Here is a 15,927-nt window from a genome sequence, read left to right on the forward strand (position 1 = left end):
GGAATGACCTCCCGGTGCGTGATTCCCACCCTACGGCTGTCACTCACAACCGCACAACCTATTTTCTACCTGGAGTTTTCAGGGTCTTGCACACCGAGTCCCGCACGCACTACAGCTAGTAGCGGCGTCGCACAATCGCCAGCAGCTCATCGCCGAACCGCTGCAGCTTGTGCGGGCCCAGGCCCGGTATCTTCGCCAAGGCGCGCTGGTCGCGCGGGGTCTGTTCCGCGATCGCGGTGAGCACGGTGATGCTCAGCACGGCAAAGGGCTTGACCGCCAACTCCTCCGCCTTCGCCCGGCGCCAATCCTGGAGGGTGCTCAGGAGTTCGGTATCCGGTTCTCCCGGGCAGCCGGCGCAGCGCCCCAGCACCGTATCGCTGGAATTCAGCAGGGAACGACCGCAGACCCGGCAGGACGGGAGCTTCCGTGTGCGGCTGTCGTGACCACCCGCGGTGCGAGCGATCAGCGAGGCCGGGGAATCCTCCGGAACCAGGCCGTTGAGGAAGCGGCTGCGCCGACGCGGCCGCCGCCCGCCCGCGGTGCGCGACAGCGCCCACGACAGCTGCAGATGTTCCCTGGCCCGGGTGACTCCCACGTAGAGCAGCCGTCGTTCCTCTTCGAGACCGGCCTCGCTGGTGACCGTGCCGCCCTCGCCGAGGACATGCTGGATCGGCAGCGTGCCGTCGGCGAGGCCGACCAGGAATACCGCATCCCATTCCAGGCCCTTGGCCGCATGCAGCGAGGCCAGGGTGACGCCCTGCACGGTCGGCGGATGCTTGGATTCGGCACGGGCGGCGAACTCGCGCAACAGGCCGGACAGATCCAGCTCCTCCTCGTGCGCGGTCAGCTCCTCGGTGAGCTGCACCAGCGCCACCAGCGCGGCCCAGCGCTCGCGGGCCTGGACGCCGATGGGTTCGGTGGCGGTCAGGCCCAACGGGGCCAGCGCCGCGCGGACGAGGCTGACGAGTTCGGGCCCGCGGGCATCGGGCAGATCATCGCGGTTGCCGGTCTTGCGCAGCGCCTGCACGGCCTGGCGGACCTCGGCCCGCTGGAAGAAGCCCTCACCGCCACGCACCTGATAGGGGATCTCGGCCTGGGCGAGCGCCTGCTCATAGGCCTCGGACTGGGCGTTGATGCGATAGAGCACCGCGATCTCCGCGGCCGGGACGCCCTTGCCGACCAGGCGCGCGATGGCCTTGACGACGGCCGCGGCCTCGGCGGGCTCGTCGTCGTATTCGGCGAAGGTCGGTTCGGGGCCGTCGGGGCGCTGTCCTATCAATTGCAGCCGGGTGCCCGCGATCCGGCCGCGCGCGGCGCCGATCACCTGATTGGCCAGCGACACCACCTGCGGAGTGGATCGATAGTCGCGCTCGAGCCGCACGACCGCGGCCTCCGGGAAGCGCCGCGAGAAGTCCAGCAGGAAGCTCGGACTCGCACCGGTGAAGGAGTAGATGGTCTGGTTGGCGTCGCCGACGACGGTCAGATCGTCGCGGTCGCCGAGCCAGGCGTCGAGTACCCGCTGCTGCAGCGGGGTGACGTCCTGATACTCGTCGACCACGAAACAGCGGTAGCGGCCGCGGAACTCCTCGGCCACGCCCGCATAGCCCTCGAGGGCGGCCGCGGTGTGCAGCAGCAGGTCGTCGAAATCCAGCAGCAGGCCGTCGGGGGTCTGCTTGAGCTCCTCGTATCCGCTGTAGACGGCGGCGACCTTCTGCGGATCGTAGGGAGTTTCGCGGTGCTGGCGCGCCACCGCGGCGGGATAGTCCTCCGGGGCGACCAGCGAGGCCTTGGACCATTCGATCTCGCTCAGCAGATCGCGCACGCTCTCGGTGGTGGTGGGCAGGCCCGCCCGGCTCGCCGCCTGCGCGACGATCGGGAACTTGCCATCGAGCAACCGCCACGGCACATCGCCCACGATCTGCGGCCAGAAGTACTTGAGCTGCCGCAGCGCGGCCGCGTGAAAGGTGCGCGCCTGCACCGTATTCGCCTCGCCACCGAGGCCGAGCCCGCGCAGCCGATTGCGCAGCTCCCCCGCCGCCCTCGCCGTGAACGTCACGGCCAGTACCTGATCGGCCCGCACATGCCCCGCCGACACCAGATGGGCGATCCGATGCGTGATCGTTCGCGTCTTACCCGTACCGGCGCCGGCCAGCACACAGACCGGACCGCGCGGTGCGCGCACGGCGGCGGCCTGCTCGGGATCGAGTCCGTCGAGCCGAGACGCGGGAGGGGTGGTCGGGGCGGGCACGGGCTCCATCATGACAGCGAGCTCCGACAAGCCGGGGCCGCGCCCGCTGATAGTCCCGATCGCCGGGGCGATCCTGTGGGAGACCCGTCGTGGCTCAGCGGCCGGGGCCGCTTACTGAACTCCGGGCAAGCCCCCGGAACAGATCCGACGGCCGCGGTGTTGAACGCTCCGTGAGCGCTATCGACTTGACCATGTATTCGACCACCTGGTGCGGCTACTGCCGACGCCTGAAGAAGCAGCTCGACGAGTCCGGCATCACCTATGCCGAGGTCGACATCGAGCAGGATCCCGCGGCCGCCGAATTCGTTGGCAACGTCAACGGCGGCAACCAGGTCGTGCCGACCGTGAAATACCGCGACGGCTCCGTGGCCACCAATCCCAGCCTGGTGCAGGTGAAGCAGGCGTTGGCGCAGATCGCCTGATCACCAGCCGGGATTACCGCGCACCGGGATGTTGACGAAGCTCGGTGCGCCGGGGTCCAACTGGACGTGCTCCGGGCGTAGACCGGTATCGATGAGATAGGTCGTGATCGGGAGCGCCTTGGGGAAGTTCCCGGCGAAGACGTCGACCCGCAGGCGGTGCCCCGGACTCAGGACGGCCCGGGTGGCCGCGAGAGCGATATCCAATGTCGTCGGAGTGCCCGGGACCGTGGGTTCGCGCAGGGCCAGGGAGGCGTAGGGGCGTGGGTCGGTGTAGTCGCCGTCCGCCGAGCGCGCGCTGAGAGCGTCGTCGATCTGCCGGGTCGAGGCCAGGAGCTGGCCCGAGGACAGTACCGTCGACTGCCCGTCGGGCGCGACATCGTTGACCGTCACCGTCCAGTAGCCGTCAGCGGCGTCCTGAACGGTGTTGAGCCGCACCGCGATCGGGCCGGAGATCGTGGTCTCCCCGGCCACCGGCGCACTGGTGAAGGTCAGGCCGTTCAGCTCGGCGATGCGCGAATCCTTACCGCAGGCATTGATGATCGACAGTCCGCCCACGGTGGCCTGTGCGGCATCGTTGGAGCACACCGTCGACAGGCCCGGGGCGACGGTCAGCCGCGCGGTATCGTCGTTCGGTCCGGCGGTCAGGGAGCCGTCGTAGACGCTGTTGGCGGTGCCGCTTCGGTTGGCGGACAAGTACATCCGCCGATACTCGCTCGCCTCCTCGGCGGGCGCGCCGGTCCCGAACCCGTCCTGGGTCGCCCAGCCGCCGGTGCCCTGCTGATACAGCGTCACCGGGCCGTAGCCGTCGATGCCGTTATCGATTCCCTTGAGCCACTTGTCGAACCACGCCCGCTGCAACACATCCAGCCGCGGCGGCAGACCCGGCTTACCGTATTCGCTGCCCGAACTGATGTGATAGGTGTTGCCCATCAGCAGTTGTTTCCGGCCGGGCGGCAGCGGAATCTGGTTGTAGATCTTGGATTCCGAATACGTGAACAGGTCGTGCCAGCCGCCGACGACGAAGGTCGGCACCCGCACCTGACTCGGATCGCCCAGCCACGCCCGGCGAACCGGCGAGAATTCGGTAAGCACCTCTCTGGTCAATGGATTCAGATCGTCCGGCCGCGGGCTGTCATAGGCGTCGACTTCGACATCCATCATGGTGAGCGGGCTGCCGAGGCGGTCCTCCAACCATGTCATATCGAAGGTTCCGGTCAGGATCGACTGCACATTCGGCAGCCATTTGGTGAGATTGATCGCCGACAGCCACAGCGTGATGAAGGTGAGGCCGAATCCGTTGCCCGGCGCCAGCACATCCTGGTTCAGATCGCTGCCCGGCACGATGGGGAACAGCGCCTTCAGCGCGGGCGGATGCAATTCGGCGGCCTGCATCTGATTGATCGCCGAATACGACATGCCGCTCATGCCGACATTGCCGTCCGACCACGGCTGCGTCGACGCCCAGTCGATCACCTCGACGGAGTCCCGTTGCTCGCGCTCGCCCAGCGCATCCCAGACACCCTGCGAAAAGCCGGTGCCACGGGTGTCGACGACGACCTGGGAATAGCCGCTCTCGATCAGTTGGCGGTCGACCGCGAAGTTCCGTACCTCGCCACCGGCGAGGGCCTTCGTGATATCGGTGATGCCCGAGAACGGTGTGCCGCCGAAATCGATCTGCCGCACCAGGTCGAGCACCGCATCCGACAGCCACGGAATCGAGAGCGCGTGGTCGGCGAGATCGGATACCAACTTGGTGTACGGGGTGAGATTGACGATCACCGGTGTCCGCATATCGATCGGGCGCATGGCGGCATCGGCGGGACGATAGACATTCGCCTTCAACACCACGCCATCGCTCATCGTGATCGGTACATCCCATTGGATATTGATGTTCGGGTATTGCTGCGGTCCGTCCTCGGCGACGGTCCATGCGGCTCCGGCCGCGCCGCCGTCGGGGCCGGTCGCGACCGGTGACGCGTTCGCCGGGGTCGCGACCAAGAGCGGGAGAATCATCGCGGCGACGGCCGCCGTCGCGACAAGACGAAGCGCGCACCGCATATCCGTGACCCACCTCTCGAAATGATCGTCGATCTCTCGAAATGGTCGGGCGAAATGCCCTGGCGGGGTTACAGATTACGGTCGGATGCACCGAAATGGCGGCCAACACACCCGATCAGTTCGGGACAGCCCAGGATTCGATAATCGTGCGGGCGATGGAAATGGAGCCCGGCAGCATCAAACGCGCGCCCTCGGATCCCTTCGAACCCCAGGCGCCGCGGGCCAGGGCCTCGCGCACCTCCGCGCGGGTGAACCAGTGCCCCTCGGCGATCTCGCCGTCGGAGAAGACCAGCGGCTGCTCCGGATCGGCGACGGCGGCGAAGCCGAGCATCAGCGAGCGCGGCAGCGGCCAGGGCTGACTGCCGAGATAGCGGATCTCGCGCACCTCGACGCCGACCTCCTCGCGAATCTCGCGTTCCACGCAGCGCTCCAGCGATTCGCCCGCCTCCACGAAGCCGGCCAGCAGCGAGAACATGCCCTCGGGCCAGGTGTGCTGGCGGGCCAGCAGCACGCGGTCGCCGCCGTCGTGCACCAGGCAGATCACCGCGGGATCGATCCGCGGGAACTCCTCGTGCCCGGCCTCGGAGACCCGCGTCCACCCGGCGGTGGCGGGTCGGGTCGGGGTGCCGTCGATCGCGCTGAACTTCGCCCTGTCGTGCCAGTTCAGCAGGGCCAGTGCGGTGGACAGCACGCCCAGGGTCAGATCGTCGAGTTCGAGTGCGATGCCGACCGCGCGCAGATCCATCAGCGTGCCGTCGATGGCGTTGTCGCGAACGGCCCACAGCTGCGTACCGCCGTCGACGCCGAGGAATACCGCCTCGTCGACCGGCTCGGGCGACAGGTCGACGGCCGCATCGAGGACGATCGCATCGCCGTCGATGCGGACCTGACCGCGCCGGTTCATCCGCACCACCTTCGCGCTGGACCAGCCCTCCTTCAACGCCTGCTCGTCCGAGCGCAGCTCCTCGGCGCGATCGAGCGCGGAACGCGACAGCAGCGGAACGTGTTGCAGCTGAAATCCAGACACGCCACCGAGCGTATCCGCCCGGCTCATTTGTGCACGCGGCGGATGTAGAGCAGCTTGTCGCCGACCTCGAGCGCGTCTACCTCGGGCTCGTCCACCCGGACCAGCGTCCCGCCGCGCACCACGCCGAGCACGATATCGCGCAGATGCCGCGGTGAGCCGCCCACCTCGTCGGAGTCCACCTCCCGTTCGGCGATCGCGAAACCGGCCTCGGGAGTGAGCAGATCCTCGATCATGTCGACCACGCTCGGGGTGGTGGTCGCGATGCCGAGCAGCCGGCCCGCGGTCTCCGAGGACACCACCACCGAATCGGCGCCGGATTGCCGCAGCAGATGGGTGTTCTCCGCCTCCCGGATCGAGGCGACGATCTTGGCCTTCGGATTGATCTCGCGCGCGGTGAGCGTGACCAGCACCGCGGTGTCGTCACGATTGGCGGCGACCACCACCGCCATCGCATGCTGCACACCGGCCAGCCGCTGCACATCGGACTGGGTCGCCGAGCCGTGCACGGTCACCAGTCCCGCGTTACCGGCCGCCTCGAGTACGGCCGGATCGGTGTCGACGACGACGATATCGGCCGGCTGCACCCCATCACCGAGCATCGCGTCGACGGCGGTGCGGCCCTTGGTGCCGTATCCGACGACCACGGTGTGATTGCGCACCCTGTTCCTCCATCGCTGAATCTTGAATACCTGCCGGGACCGCTCGGTGAGCACCTGCAGCGTGGTGCCGACCAGGACGATCAGGAAGAGGACCCGCAGCGGCGTGATGACGATCGTGTTGACCAGCCGCGCCTGCTCGGTGACCGGGATGATATCGCCGTAACCGGTGGTCGACAGCGACACCGTGGAGTAGTAGGCGGCGTCGAGCAGGGTCAGCTCGCCGCCGCGGTTGTCGTGATAGCCGGAGCGGCCGAGATACACGACCGCGGTGGCGCCCACCAGCAGCGCGATCGCGAACACCACGCGCCGCGCCAGCGAAACCCATGGGCTGATCTGGATTTCCGGGATCCGCAGAATTCCGACGAGGGCGTAATCGGGGCGCTCGGTCAATCGCCGCCGTCCGTGGAGCCGATCATCGAACACGCCCGCAGCGTACCGGGCGATCCCGGGCTCGACGCGGCGGCGCGCGAGTGACAAGGTGTCGGCATGACTGCCGTCACTTCCCCGAACCCGCGGCGCGCGCAGCTGCTCGCGGCCCTGCTCCTGGGCTCGGGTGCGCTGCACTTCGCCTCGCCCGCGCTCTACGACGCGACCGTGCCGCGGGCGCTGCCCGGCCGGGCGCGCACCTATACCTACGCGTCCGGGGTGATCGAACTCGGTGTGGGCGCCGCGCTGACGATTCCGCGCACGCGCCGACTGGGCGGGCGGCTGGCGGCGCTGCTGTTCATCGCCGTATTCCCGGCCAATGTGCAGATGGCCGTCGACTGGTCGCGCAATCCGAAGCTGTCGCTGCCGATGAAGATCGGCTCGGTGCTGCGGTTGCCGCTGCAGATTCCACTGGTGACGCAGTCGCTGCGGGTGAGCCGCGAGGCCGCCCGGTCCTGATCGGCGGCGCCGTCAGATCGTGTGGCGGCACAGGATGTCGCGGGCGCGGTCGGCGTCCTCGGGAAAGACCAGAATGCACAGCCCCACGGTCCGGCGCAGGGCGCGCTGGACCGGGCCGGGTGTCGTCGGGGCGGAGGTGGCGCGAATGCCCTCGGCCCGCAACATGAGGCGGACGGCCTCGGCGGCCCGGCGGTCGAAAACCGTTGCCACCGCGACCAACAGGCCGTAATCGTCGGTTGCTCTCACTGCCCCTCCTGCTCGTGTGCCTCAACGTACTCCCCGGATCCGGATGACCCGGCAGGGGCGGCGGTCTCGATCAGATTCGCGAGCTCGTCGGGGCCCGGCAGTTCCTGCGGGGCGATGGTGCGGCCGGTACGCACGTAATGGAATGCGGCGCCGACCCGGTCGAGCATCCGCGCCTCGTCGGCGCCGGTGCGGGCGGCCATCAGCCGGGCCCAGGCCAGGCGGTAGACGGCCAGCTGCACGGCCACCGCCCGTTCCTCGGCGCGGGTCGGTTCGGCGCCGGTCTTCCAGTCCACCACCAGCCAGCGGCCGCCGGGTTCGGAGAAGACCGCGTCCATGCGGCCGCGAATCAGCGTGCCCGCCAACGAGGTTTCGAAGGCGACCTCCACCTCGACCGGATTGCGGTTGGCCCACGGCGAGGACAGGAACGCCTCCTGCAGCCGGGTCAGCTCGGCGTCGGCGGCGGAGATGTCCTGGCCGCTGGGCAATTCGTCGAATTCCAGCAGCTGGGTCGCGCCGAACCAGCGCTGCAACCAGGCGTGGAATGCCGTGCCGCGCCGCGTGAACGGGCTGGGCGGATACGGCAGCGGGCGGCGTAACCGGGCGGCCAGGCGCGCCGGATCGGCCCGCAGATCCACCAGCGCGGTCGCCGGAAGTTGTTCGGGCAGTTGTACTTCGCGCACGCCGTCGGCGGCGGCGAGATGTTCGGCGAGCAGGGCGTCGACATCGGCGGCCCAGCCCTCCGGATCGCCGGAATCCTCGGCGTCCTCGTCGGCGAACAGGGCCAATTGCTCTCCGGGCGTGGCTGATTCGATGCCTTCGGCAGGCAGTTCGGAGATCTGGGCGCGGACGAACGCGGCGCCCTCCTCGACGGCGGCGCGGCGTTTGCCGAGCGGATCGCGGGGCCACTGCGCGGAGGCGGGGTTGTCGGTGAACGGGTTGACCGCGTCGGTAGCGGGCGGATCGGACCAGTGATCGATGCGCACCGCACTGCCCGCGGCCGATCCCGGGACCTCCACGGCATGTTTGAGTTCCAGCAGGAAGTCCGACGGACCCTTGGGGGAAGCGCCGGTTTCGGCCCAGTGGTGTGCCGAGACGAACAGGGCGCGTTCGGTTCTGGTGAGCGCGACGTAGAACAGGCGGCGCTCCTCGTCGACGCGGCGGCGGCCGAGCGCGTCCTTATGCTGTTTGATCGCCTGTTCGAGATCGGTGCGGTCGTAGAGTTCGGACAGCTCCAGGACCGGGACGCCGTCGCGGGCGTCCTCGCGCTGACGATCTCCGCGCAGCACGGTCGGCAGTTCGGCGAGCGCGCCGAGCCAGGTGCCCGCGGCGGTGCCGGACGGGAATACGCCGCGCACCACATGCGGGACGGCCACCACCTCCCATTCCAGGCCCTTGGCGGCGTGCACGGTCAGGATCTGCACGCGATCGCGGGCGACCTCGACCTCGCCCGGCTCCAGACCGTTCTCCACCTCCTCGGCCGCGGCCAGGAAGGTCAGCAGGCCCGGCAGTGTCGCGCGTTGGTCGGCGGCGAATCCGGCGACGACCTCGCTGAAGGCGTCGAGATGTTCGCGGCCCGCCCCGCCGCGGGCGGCCGCGCGCCGGGCCTGGGTCTCCACGCCGACGCCGATGGTGCGCTCGACATCGGCGACCAGCTCGGTCAGCGATTGGCCACCGCGTTCGCGCAGGGCGGTCAGCTCCCGGCCCAGCTCGACGATGCGTTGATATCCGGCGTGCGAATAGCGGTCCGGCGCACCGGGATCGGCGATCGCATCGACCAGGCCCGCCTGTTCGGCCGGTTCCGGGGCGACCGACCGCAGCGCCGCGGCCAGGGCCGCGCCGTCGGTGATGGCGTCGGTCTGATCGGGCGGTTTCACGATCGACAGCTCGCGCGCGCGGCGGGCCAGGGCGGCCAGATCGGTGACGCCGATGCGCCAGCGCGCGCCGGTGAGGATGCGTACGGCCGCACTGCCCGCGGCCGGATCGGCGATCAGGCGCAACGTGGCGACGACATCGGCCACCTCGGGCGTGGCCAGCAGCCCGCCGAGGCCGACGATCTCCACCGGCAGGCCGCGCTCGCGCAGCGCCTCGGCCAGCGGGGCGGCATCGGCATTGCGGCGCACCAGCACTGCGGAGGTCGGCGGGGCCAGGCCCGCGTCGGCGTGCGCCTCCCATTCGGCGGCGATCCGCTCGGCGACCCATTCCCGTTCTCCGGCAACGGTTTCGGCCAGTGCCAGCGCGACCGTGCCCGCGGCGGCATCCGGGCGCGGGCGCAGCGCGTCGACGCTCACCGCACCCTCGGTGTGCCGCAAGGGTTCGGCCACCAGATTCGCCAGATCCAGGGCCTCGGGCGGATTCCGCCAGCTGGTCAGCAGCGGCAGGATGGGTGCGGGAATCCCTGGGGCAGTAGGGAAGTCGGTCGCGAAGCGGGGCAGATTGGCCGCGGAGGCGCCGCGCCAGCCGTAGATGGACTGCATCGGGTCACCGACCGCGGTCACCGCGAGGCGCTGCTGGTCCATCCCCTCCTGGTCGCGGTCCGTCTCCTCGCCATCGGCGGTCCTCCACCCGAGGTCAGCGCCGTCTCGCGGAATCCCTTGTCCCAACGCACTATCGGCAGCGCCGTCCCGATTCGCATCCGCATCGGCCGCCCGGCTCGAGCTCACGTCGGCCGCCCCGGCCGCCGCTACGTCCCGTCCCGGCGCGGAGGAGTCGGGGCGCGGTCGAGCGATAATCGCGTCCGAACTCGATTCTCCGGGCGAATCATGCTCCCGCGCAGGGGCATTCGCTCCGCCCGTGGCACTGCCCAGGTCGCCGAACAGCGCGGCCAGCAGGATGCGCTGCGCGTGGCCGGTGTCCTGGTACTCATCGAGCAGGACGAGGCTGAAGCGGGTGCGTTCGGCGCGGCCGACCTCGGCGTGTTCGGCCGCCAGGCGGGCGGCCAGCGACATCTGGGAGCCGAAGTCCAGGGCGCCGCGGCGGCGCAGCTCCTCGGCCAGGCGCTGGACCAGGGGCAGCAGGGCGACGCGTTCGCGTTGTGCGGCAACGATATTCTGCAGTTCCTGATTGGGGCCGCCGCGCTGGCGTGGTCCGGCGGGCAGGGTGAAGACCAGCTTCTCGAGTTCGGTATGCGCCTCGGCCAGCTGTTCGGGTTCCACCAGATGTTCGGCCAGCTGTCCCGATAACGCGAGCACGGCTTCGGTCACCGACACCGGGGTGCGCTCGGTGTCCAGATCGCCGTCCCAGGCGGTGACCACGCGGTGGGTGAGCTGCCACAGCTGGGTCTCGGTGAGCAGGGTCGCGTTGGGCTCGACCGGCAGCAGCAGGCCGTGTTCGGACAGCAGGCGGCCCGCATAGGAGTGATAGGTGCTGATCTCCGGTTCGGAGCCGGTCAGCAGGCCGCGCAGCCGCCCGCTCGGATCGAGCTCGCGCACCAGCGGGGCCCCGGCCAGCCGCGCGAGCCGGGTGCGGATGCGAGTGGTCAACTGCTGCGCCGCTTTTCGCGTGAACGTCAGGCCCAGCACCTCGTCGGGCGCGACCAGCCCGTTGGCCACCATCCACACCACGCGCGCGGCCATCGTCTCGGTCTTGCCCGCGCCCGCACCCGCGACCACCAGCGTCGGACCCGGTGGCGCGGCAATGACGGCGGCCTGCTCGCCGGTCGGCGGCGGCAGGCCCAAGGCCTCCGCCAGTTGCCACGGCGTGACCCTCATGCGCCGCTCACGTATCGGTCACTTGGCGACCGGTGTCCTGAACGGGGCAGCTGCCCGATACCGTGCAGTGGCGGCAGCCGTCGTTGCGCATGGCCAGATAGCTCGGGCCGCGGGTGGCCGCGGCCGCATCGTGAATGGTGGTGCGCCACTGCTCGATTCCGTCGTCGTCGAGCGGGGACTGCAGGCGCTGGGCGGCGCCCTCCTTGCCACTCGGCTTCGCGACGTACACCAGGCGCGCGCCGCCCGGCGGGGCATCGGCGGAACCGTCGTCGAGGGCGCCGGCCGCGGCCGCGACCTGATAGGTGGCCAGCTGCGCGTGGTCCTGGGCGGCCTGTTTGGAGATGGGGGTCTTACCGGTCTTGACATCGACGATCACGAAGCGGCCCAAGGCGTCTCGTTCGACCCGGTCGACGCGGCCGCGGATGCGCACCGGATGTTCGTCCGGGCCGCGGGCCGGGAGGACGCAGTCCACCGGCACCTCCACGCCCATCTGGGTGAGTTCGTCGCGGGTGTTGCGCAGCCAGGCCAGGAAGGTGTCGAGCATGGATTCGGTGCGGCGCAGCTCCTGGCGGGAATGCCAGCTGTGCGGGCCGGTATCGGTCGAGGTCGGGTCGATCGCCTTCCAGGCCCGCACCAGCGCGGCCTTGACCTGGACCTCGGTCACCTGACCCGCGAGCGCCTGGACCAGGGTGTGCACCAGATTGCCCTTCACCGCATGTGGATTGTCGCCGTCACTGCCGCCGTGGCGTTCCAGCGCCCAGCGTAGCGGGCAGGTCTTCAGCAGTTCCACGGTCGAGGGCGACAGCGCGACCGGACCCTGTTCGTCGTCCCACAGCGGGAGTTGGGAGCTCATCTCCGCGGTGCCGTACCAGTGGTCGGGGTGTGCGCCGCGGACTCCGGCGCGGGCCAGCCGGGCCAGCTGCCGCGCGGCGCGCTCGCGGCGGTCCGGGATCTCCTCCGGATCGCATGCGACGCTGCGCAATTCGGCGATGAGTGCCTGCATGACCAGGGCGCGCCCCGGATCGACCGGGGCCGGGATACGACCGGCCTCGCCGGGGGTGGCGTCCGGATCGAGTTCGGCGAGGAATCGCGACGGCACGAGATCGCGGTCGCCGCTGACCGATTCGACCGCGGTCACCAGCAGCGAGCGCCGGGCCCGGCCGCAGGCGAGCAGCAGCAGGCGGCGCTCCTCGGCGAGAATGGGCGCCGCGCGGCTGACGCGCTCACCCGAATCCGCCACGCCCGCAACGAGATCCACCAGATCCTCGATGCCGAGCAGGGTGCCGCGCGGCCGCAGGTTGGGCCAGATGCCCTCCTGCACACCGGCGACCGCGACCACATCCCATTCGCGTCCCGCCGCCGCATGCGCGCTCACGATGGCCACGGCCTCGCCCGGATCGGTCAGCGGGGCCGAATCCTGCGGAATCTCCTGCTGTTCCAGGTATTCCACGAACCCCTCGATGGTCGCGCCCGGCAGCCGGTCCACATACGCCGCGGCCGCGTCGAACAGCCCCACGGCCGCATCCAGATCCCGATCGGCCTGCATCCCGACCGCACCCCCGCGCTCGGACTGCCCCACCCACCGCTTCTCGAGATTCGACCCGGTCCACACCCCCCACAGCACATCCTCCACCCCCGCCCCGCGCCGCAGCGCCTTCCGCCCCCGCCCCACGGTCTTCAACACCCGCCGCAACGGCGCCCCCTCCACCTCACTCAACCGCTCCACAATCGAGTAATCCCCCACCCCCACAACCAATTCCCGCAAAACCTCCGCCGAAGACCGATCCAAATCCCCAGCCCATTCGACTCCCTCCCACCCGAACTCCTCATCCACCACTCCCCCCTGCCGCCGTCGGGTCACCTCCCCCTCGGACCCTGGCGCCCGACCATCGCCCGAACCACCGACAGCGGGACTCCCATCGCCCTCACGCCGCCCGTCTCGCCCCCCGCGCAGCTTCTCTTCTCGCCCTTCGCGCTGCTCCTCTTGTCCCCCAGACTGCTCCTGTCCCCCACGCTCCTCCTGCCCCTCGCGCAGTTCCTCCTCCTGACCCCGGCGCAGCTCCTCCACTTGCCCCCCACGCAGCTCCTCCACTTGTCCCCCGCCGCCGAAGACGCGGGGGTCCTCCGAGTTGTAGCGGGCACGTTCCAGGAGGGTGCGACGGATGCCGCGGCGGAGGCGGCGGAGGCTGATCTGGTCGGCGCCGCCGAGGGGGCCGGTGAGCAGGTCGAGGGCGTCGTCGGCGGTGAACAGGTCGGGGTTGCGGTCGCCGGAGAGCAGGGCGCGCAGGGACAGGAGCATCCAGGTGGCGCCGCGGCGGCGGGCCAGGGGGACGTCCGGTTTGGGTTGCAGGACAGGGACTCCGGCGGCGAGCAGGGCGCGGCGCAGGGGAGCCAGCGAGAGCGGGACCGAGCGGACGACCACGGCCATGCGCGACCAGGGCACACCGTCGGTGAGATGGGCGCGGCGCAGGTGGTCGGCGATCATGGCCGCCTCCTTGGCGGGCGTGGTGAGCACCCGCACCCGCACATCACCCGGACCGTCCGCCGATTCGGCCGCCTCACGCGGATCGAACCGATGCGGTGCGCTGCCGGACATGCGCGCGGCGATACGGGCCACGGCATCGTGCACGTCCACCGCGGATCTCCGGTTGTCGCGCAGGATGATTCGGCGATCCGCGGGCGTGTCCAGATCGGCGAGGAAACGCGGCTCGGCGCCCCGGAAGGTGAACACCGCCTGGTCCGGATCGCCCGCCACCACGGTCACGGCCGACCCGCTGCCGACGGCCCGAACCAGCTGCGCCGCCAGCGGATCCAGATGCTGCGCATCGTCGACGAGCAGGCAGCGGATGCGCTGGCGCTCGGCGTCGAGCAAGCGCGGATCCAGGGCCAGCCCGTCCAGCGCCGCGCCGACCAGTTCCGCGGCGTCCAGCGCGGGCGCGGTGGCCTCGGGCGCCTCGATTCCCACCGACCAGCGCAGCAGCATGGCCTGTTCGTATCGCTCCAGAAAGCGGCCCGCCGCTTCCCATTCCGGCCGATCGTGCAGCCGGCCCAATTCGACCAGATCCTCCGGACCCAGACCGCGTTCGGTCGCGCGCAACATCAGATCCCGCAATTGCTCCGCGAATCCGAGCGTGCCCAACGCCGGCTGCAGCCGCTGTGGCCACAGCTCCTCGGCGCCGTTCGCGATGTCCTCCAACTCACCGCGCAGCATCTCGCGCAGCACCACATCCTGTTCGGCGCCGGTCAACAATCGCGGCGGCGGATTGCCGTGTGCGGCGGCATGGCTGCGCAGAATCGCGAAGGCGTACGAATGCACGGTGCGCACCAACGGCTCTCGCGTCGCGCCCGGAACACCCTCCAATTGCCGGCCGATCGCATTGCGCACCCGCAGCGCCGCCCCCTTCGAATGGGTCAGCACCAGCACCGATTCCGGATCCGCACCCTCGGCGATCCGATCCGCGGCGACATCGATCAACAGCGACGTCTTCCCCGTACCGGGCCCGCCCAGCACCTGCCACGGCCGCCAGCCCGGATCCGCACCCCCACCCACGAACAGCGTCCGGACATCGGCGCCCCACTCCCGCAGGCGGGGAGTCGTCTCGCCCCGGCGCACCAGTCGCACCGAGCTATCCGATCGCATCACGGCGGCTATTTCAACAGACACCCCCGACAGAAATGCATTCCCGACCCCGAACTGTGTCGCTCACACCAAAGGCGACCGATCTGTGACAGGGAGCCCAATGCCATTGATAAGGGCATAAGCCGCCCCCAGCAATGAAATTCGAACATCTATTCGATATGGGCCGGACGGGGTGACCACCCCGTCCGGCTATCGGCCTACCGACTGGCGTCGCGGATGAGATCCGCGGTTTCGTGGGGATGGGAGACGGCCGCGGCGTGTGAGCTGTGGACCTCGACGGTCTCCTTGGCCCCGATGCGCTTGGCCATGGCGCGTTGCGCGTCGGGGTGGATGACATGGTCCTCGGTGGAGACCAGATAGTAGGAGGGCAGGGCCTTCCACGCGGGCTCGCCGGAGACGGCGTCGAATGCGCCGGCCTTGACCGGCCTTTGGGTGGCGGCCATCAGCGCCGCCTGGTCGGCGGGCACATCCTGCGCGAAGGTGTCGTGGAACTGGTCGGGTTCGAGGTAGAGATCGACACCGTCCGGAATCGGGTGCGGGCACAGCTTCTTGCCGACATCGGTGTGCGGGAGGTCCGCACCACCGGCGGTGAGGGTGGATTCGCCCGCGTCGGGCGCCGCGGCGGCGATGTAGACCAGGCTCTTCACATTGCCCGCCTGGCGGGCCGCATTGGTAATGATCGAACCACCGTAGGAGTGGCCGACCAGCACCACCGGCCCGGGAATGCTGTTGACCACGCTCGCAACATAATTCGAGTCGCTGTCCAGATCGCGCAGCGGATCGGCCGCCGCGACAACCCGATAGCCGTCCCTGGACAGGTCGGTGATCACCCCGTTCCAGCTACTGGAATCGGCGAAGGCGCCGTGGACCAGAACCACCGTCGGCTTCTGATCTCCGGCCGATCCGGTGGACGGCGGCGCAGCGGTGGCCGTATTCGCAGCGGCGGCGACGCCCGCGGTCACCGCCACCGCGCCGGCCAGTGCCGCGCCTCGGCGAAGTGTGTCGCGGAACCTGTTGTCGCTGTTCATGATTCGA

General features: G+C 69.9%; 10 protein-coding genes. 2 read left to right on the forward strand and 8 right to left on the reverse strand.

Annotated features, from left to right (window positions below; all coding sequences use genetic code 11):
- Positions 1-115 precede the first annotated feature (115 nt).
- On the reverse strand, positions 116-2,260 hold the full coding sequence (locus ACIA76_RS11220; RefSeq protein WP_397151118.1) for an ATP-dependent DNA helicase UvrD2: 2,145 nt from the start codon (positions 2,258-2,260) through the stop codon (positions 116-118).
- 179 nt (positions 2,261-2,439) lie between these two features.
- Between ACIA76_RS11220 and ACIA76_RS11225 the strand changes: the two genes are divergently transcribed.
- On the forward strand, positions 2,440-2,670 hold the full coding sequence (locus ACIA76_RS11225; RefSeq protein WP_397151922.1) for a mycoredoxin: 231 nt from the start codon (positions 2,440-2,442) through the stop codon (positions 2,668-2,670).
- On the opposite strand, the gene ACIA76_RS11230 is transcribed toward ACIA76_RS11225, so the two are convergent.
- The 3 genes from ACIA76_RS11230 to ACIA76_RS11240 all read right to left on the reverse strand — a co-directional run bounded on the left by ACIA76_RS11230 (position 2,671) and on the right by ACIA76_RS11240 (position 6,837).
- A complete protein-coding gene (locus ACIA76_RS11230; RefSeq protein ID WP_397151120.1) occupies positions 2,671-4,728 on the reverse strand; it encodes a CocE/NonD family hydrolase in 2,058 nt (685 codons plus the stop codon).
- Positions 4,729-4,843: 115 nt separating this feature from the next.
- Positions 4,844-5,755, reverse strand: a complete 912-nt coding sequence (gene nudC / locus ACIA76_RS11235) for an NAD(+) diphosphatase (RefSeq protein ID WP_397151122.1) — start codon at positions 5,753-5,755, stop codon at positions 4,844-4,846.
- A 23-nt stretch (positions 5,756-5,778) separates the two neighbouring features.
- Positions 5,779-6,837, reverse strand: a complete 1,059-nt coding sequence (locus tag ACIA76_RS11240) for a potassium channel family protein (RefSeq protein WP_397151124.1) — start codon at positions 6,835-6,837, stop codon at positions 5,779-5,781.
- A 63-nt stretch (positions 6,838-6,900) separates the two neighbouring features.
- Between ACIA76_RS11240 and ACIA76_RS11245 the strand changes: the two genes are divergently transcribed.
- Positions 6,901-7,299, forward strand: a complete 399-nt coding sequence (locus ACIA76_RS11245) for a hypothetical protein (protein WP_397151126.1) — start codon at positions 6,901-6,903, stop codon at positions 7,297-7,299.
- A 12-nt stretch (positions 7,300-7,311) separates the two neighbouring features.
- Here ACIA76_RS11245 and ACIA76_RS11250 read toward each other — a convergent pair whose 3' ends face one another.
- The 4 genes from ACIA76_RS11250 to ACIA76_RS11265 all read right to left on the reverse strand — a co-directional run bounded on the left by ACIA76_RS11250 (position 7,312) and on the right by ACIA76_RS11265 (position 15,920).
- Complete coding sequence (locus ACIA76_RS11250; RefSeq protein WP_397151128.1) at positions 7,312-7,545, reverse strand: hypothetical protein; 234 nt, start codon at positions 7,543-7,545, stop codon at positions 7,312-7,314.
- Positions 7,542-11,252, reverse strand: a complete 3,711-nt coding sequence (locus ACIA76_RS11255) for an ATP-dependent helicase (RefSeq protein WP_397151130.1) — start codon at positions 11,250-11,252, stop codon at positions 7,542-7,544. The genes ACIA76_RS11250 and ACIA76_RS11255 overlap by 4 nt, the downstream gene beginning before the upstream one ends.
- 7 nt (positions 11,253-11,259) lie before the next feature.
- Positions 11,260-14,892: an ATP-dependent helicase gene (locus tag ACIA76_RS11260; protein ID WP_397151924.1), complete on the reverse strand. Its 3,633-nt coding sequence runs from the start codon at positions 14,890-14,892 to the stop codon at positions 11,260-11,262.
- Positions 14,893-15,089: 197 nt separating this feature from the next.
- The gene (locus ACIA76_RS11265) at positions 15,090-15,920 is read right to left on the reverse strand and encodes an alpha/beta fold hydrolase (protein ID WP_397151132.1); all 831 of its coding nucleotides are present in this window, start codon (positions 15,918-15,920) and stop codon (positions 15,090-15,092) included.
- Positions 15,921-15,927: the final 7 nt, after the last annotated feature.

This window comes from Nocardia sp. NPDC051570, assembly GCF_044454005.1.
Classification (GTDB): domain Bacteria; phylum Actinomycetota; class Actinomycetes; order Mycobacteriales; family Mycobacteriaceae; genus Nocardia.